This window comes from Archangium sp., from assembly GCF_036389735.1.
GTDB lineage: Bacteria > Myxococcota > Myxococcia > Myxococcales > Myxococcaceae > Archangium.
In genome coordinates this window covers 1-3,582 of record NZ_DASVWK010001090.1, presented here as the reverse complement: position 1 = coordinate 3,582, position 3,582 = coordinate 1, and the positions used below count along the sequence as shown (strand labels likewise).

The 3,582-nt window shown below is 70.9% G+C and carries 5 protein-coding genes; all 5 read right to left on the bottom strand.

The annotated features are described in order from the left end of the window. A partial coding sequence (locus VF794_RS39210) for a hypothetical protein (RefSeq protein WP_331118742.1) occupies window positions 1-332 on the bottom strand: 332 nt, incomplete at its 3' end. Between the two features lie 96 nt (window positions 333-428). Then, the gene (locus VF794_RS39205) at window positions 429-1,415 is read right to left on the bottom strand and encodes a zinc-binding alcohol dehydrogenase family protein (RefSeq protein WP_331118740.1); all 987 of its coding nucleotides are present in this window, start codon (window positions 1,413-1,415) and stop codon (window positions 429-431) included. A 20-nt stretch (window positions 1,416-1,435) separates the two neighbouring features. Beyond that, window positions 1,436-2,362 (bottom strand): pirin family protein, encoded by a 927-nt coding sequence (locus tag VF794_RS39200; protein WP_331118738.1) that lies wholly within the window; start codon window positions 2,360-2,362, stop codon window positions 1,436-1,438. A gap of 40 nt (window positions 2,363-2,402) precedes the next feature. After that, window positions 2,403-3,086 carry an amino acid ABC transporter ATP-binding protein gene (locus VF794_RS39195; protein ID WP_331118736.1) on the bottom strand — a complete coding sequence of 228 codons (684 nt, stop codon included), beginning with the start codon at window positions 3,084-3,086 and terminating at the stop codon, window positions 2,403-2,405. Beyond that, window positions 3,083-3,582, bottom strand: a 500-nt coding sequence (locus VF794_RS39190) for an amino acid ABC transporter permease (protein WP_331118734.1), incomplete at its 5' end; no start/stop codon positions are given. The genes VF794_RS39195 and VF794_RS39190, both read right to left, overlap by 4 nt.

The window sequence follows — 3,582 nt, the reverse complement described above, 5'->3', positions numbered from 1 at the left end:
GTGGGCAGGTCGGCCTTCACCTTCACCACGGGAGGCGGGGTGCTGGGGGTGGTGGTGGGCAGGTCGGCCTTCACCTTCACCATCGGGCCCGGGCCGGTGCCCTGGAGCAGCTTCTCCGCCAGGGCGCGCGCCTTGGAGGTGAGGGGCGCACGCTCGAAGAGGTCGCGCAGCTGCTGCCGATCGGCCTTCTTCAGCTGGCCCAGGTGCAGGCCCTTCCCGTTCAGCACCTTGTTCAGCGTGGGCGCGCCAATCTGCTTCCCTTGCTGGGTGGCGGTGTCGACGAGTTTCTTCAGCGTGGGGGTGAAACCCCCTGCGGCTCCGACCTTCTTCATGGTTTTTCCTCGCCTGTTTTCGAGCGGTTTACAAAGATGGGTAATTCTCGAATTTGCGAGATTGAAAGTTGCGTGTGATCGCGATGACGCGGTGAGTCAGGGGAGGAGCACGTACTTGCCCGCGCCGCGCTGCTGCACGTCGCGATAGGCCTCCACGGCGTCCTTCAGCGGCACGGTCCGGCCGACCGTGGCCCAGAGTGCGCCGCTCACGAAGCCCGGCATCAGCCGGCCGAGGATATGTGCGGCCGCGGCCTCGGACATCTTGAGCGAGTCCACTCCGAGGAACTGGAGCTGCCGCCGGTAGAAGGCGCGCAGGTCGAAGCGCACCTCGGTCTCGGGCGTGCTGGCGACGACGACGAGCCGCCCGCCAATGGCGAGCGAGGCCACGCCAGGCGCGAAGGTCGGCCCGCCCACCATGTTGCAGACGATGTCCACGCCACGTCCTCCGGTGGCGTCCTTCACCGCCGCCACCAGCTCCTCGTGCTCGAGGTCGATGACGCGGTCCACCGCCCGCCGGAAGGACTCATCGGCCGCTCGCGCGCCCTGGGCCGTGGCGAGCACCCGTGCGCCGCTCCACCGCGCGAGCTGCGCCGTCGCGCGCCCCACCGCGCCCGTGCCGCCCACCACCAGCACCGTGTCGCCCGCCTGGAGCCCGGCGAGACGCAGCCCCTCCCAGGCCGTCACATAGGGCACGCCGATCGACGCCGCCTCGGCCATGGAGAGCGCGGCCGGCTTGCGCCGCACGCCGTCCACCCGGGCGACGACGTACTCGGCATGCGCTCCGTCGCGGACGAAGCCCAGCTCCCCGCTCGTCCCGAACACCTCCGCGCCAACCCAGCCCTCGGGACCCGCCACCACGCGTCCCGCGAAGTCGCGTCCGGGTGTGCGGGGCAGCGTCGTCTTCTCCATGCTCCCCGCCACGTTCTTCACGTCGCTGGGGTTGATGGCCGCGGCGTGGACCTCGACCAGCACTTCATCGTGGCGCGGACGCGGCAGGGGCAGGGTCTCCAGCTGGAGGACCTCCGGCCCGCCGGTGCGGTGGAAGCGCAAGGCCCGCATGGACTCGGGAAGGTTGGCGTTCATGGGGAGAACCTACTGGAGGCCTACGGGTAGCGCACGGGGCCAGGCTCCTCGGGCAGAGGGATGAACTCCGTCTCTTGCGGTACCGGGGCGAAGCGGCCCGCCTTCCAGTCCGCCTTCGCCTCTTCCAGCCGCTCCTGCGAACTCGAGACGAAGTTCCAGAAGATGTGCCGCGGTCCGTCCATCGGCTCGCCGCCGAGGAGCATCAGTCGTGTCGGAGCGGAGGCCCGGAGGGCGATCTCGCTGCCCGGACGGAAGACGAGCAGCTCGCCCGCGTTGAACGCGGTACCGTCGATCTCCACCGTGCCTTCGGCGAGGTAGAGCGCGCGCTCCTCGTGCTCGGCCCGCAGCACGAGGCCCGCGCCGTCCTCCAGCGCGGCATCCGCGTAGAACATCTCCGAGAACGTCCGCACGGGCGAGCGCTTCCCGTGGAGCGCTCCGGCGATGAGGCGCATGCGCACGCCCTCGCCTTCGAGGAAGGGCAGCGTGTCGGAGGCATGGTGGATGAAGGCGGGCTCGGTCTCCTCGTGCTGCTTCGGGAGCGCCACCCAGAGCTGGATGCCAAAGAGGCGCCCGCCCTCCGCCCGCGCCTCGGGGGCCGTGCGCTCCGAGTGGGCGATGCCGCGCCCGGCGGTCATCCAGTTCACCTCGCCAGGGCGGATGGGCTGCACCGTGCCGAGGCTGTCGCGGTGGAGGATTTCCCCCTCGAAGAGGTAGGTGACGGTGGCGAGGCCGATGTGCGGGTGGGGCCGCACGTCGAGCCCGTGGCCGGAGCGGAACACCGCGGGCCCCATCTGGTCGAGGAAGATGAAGGGTCCGACCATCCGGCGCCGGGCCGAGGGCAGCGCCCGCCGCACCTGGAATCCATCGCCGAGGTCCCGGGTGCGGGTGACGATGAGGGTCTCCAGCGCGGGGTGCTGCCTCGTGTCGTTCGTTTCATCCCAGCTCATGCGTTGCTCCTTCTCGGGCAGAGTGCCGCGTCCCCCTGGCTCATTCGTTGGCCTGTGCGAGCAGCCGGCGCGTGGCCTCATGCCGGGGCGCGTCCAGCACCTGCTCCGGCGGGCCCAGCTCCACGAGCTGGCCGTGGTCGAGCACCAGCACCACCTCCGAGGCCCGCGCGAGCTGCACGTCGTGCGTCACCACGAGCTGGGTCATCCCCAGCGTGCCCACCCGGCGCAGGGTCTCCACCACCTCGCGGCGCAGCGACGGGTCCAGCGCGCTCGTGGGCTCGTCGTACAGCAGCACCGCCGGCTCCATGGCCAGGGCCCGAGCGATGGCCACCCGCTGCCGCTGCCCTCCGGACAGCATCTCCGGGAAGGTGTCCATCCGCTGTCCCAGCCCGAGTTCCTCCAGCAACTGGCGCGCCCGTGCCTCCGCCTCGGCCCGCGACCGCTTCGCCACCAGCCGCTGCGCCAGTGTGCAGTTCTCCAGCGTCGTCAGGTGGGGGAAGAGCTCGAAGGACTGGAACACCAGCCCCGCGTGCCCTCCCAGGTGGATGGCTCCCGAGTCCGGCCGCTCCAGTCCCACGATGCAGCGCAGCAGCGTGGACTTACCCGAGCCGCTCGGCCCGAGGATGGCCGCCAGCCGGCCCTTCTCCAGCATGAAGGACACGCCCTCCAGCGTGGCCGTGGCCGCTCCGGGGAAACGCTTGCGCACGTCCTCGACGCGGATCATCGCGGCACCCCCTTCAGGTGCTGGCCGAGCCGGGCCTCCACCGTGCGCGCCAGGTGCGCGAAGGGCAGCCCCAGCAGCAGGTAGATGGCGGCCACCACCAGCCCCAGGCCCAGGTGATCCCTCATGGCGTTGGCCAGGTTGAGGTAGGTGCGCGTCAGCTCGGTGAGCGTCACCAGCGACACCAGCGAGCTGTCCTTGAGCAGGGCAATGAAGTCATTCGTCATCGGCGGCAGGGAGATGCGCGCGGCCTGGGGCATCACCACGTGCCGCAGCGTCTGCCACCGCGACAGGCCGAGCACCTTCGCCGCCTCGTGCTGGCCCGCGGGCACGCTGGCGAGCCCGGCGCGGTAGTTCTCCGCCTCGGCCGCCGCGTAGTTGAGTCCCAGCGTCAGCACGCCCGCCGTCAGCGGATTCAACCGCAGCCCGAGCTGCGGCAGCCCGAAGTACACCAGCGTCAGCTGCACCAGCAGGGGCGTGCCGCGCACCACCTCGATGT

Excerpts from the sequence above, each read along its gene's own strand:
- VF794_RS39205 (WP_331118740.1), bottom strand. The coding sequence starts at position 1,415 with ATGAACGCCAACCTTCCCGAGTCCATGCGGGCCTTGCGCTTCCACCGC.
- VF794_RS39200 (WP_331118738.1), bottom strand. The coding sequence starts at position 2,362 with ATGAGCTGGGATGAAACGAACGACACGAGGCAGCACCCCGCGCTGGAG.
- VF794_RS39195 (WP_331118736.1), bottom strand. The coding sequence starts at position 3,086 with ATGATCCGCGTCGAGGACGTGCGCAAGCGTTTCCCCGGAGCGGCCACG.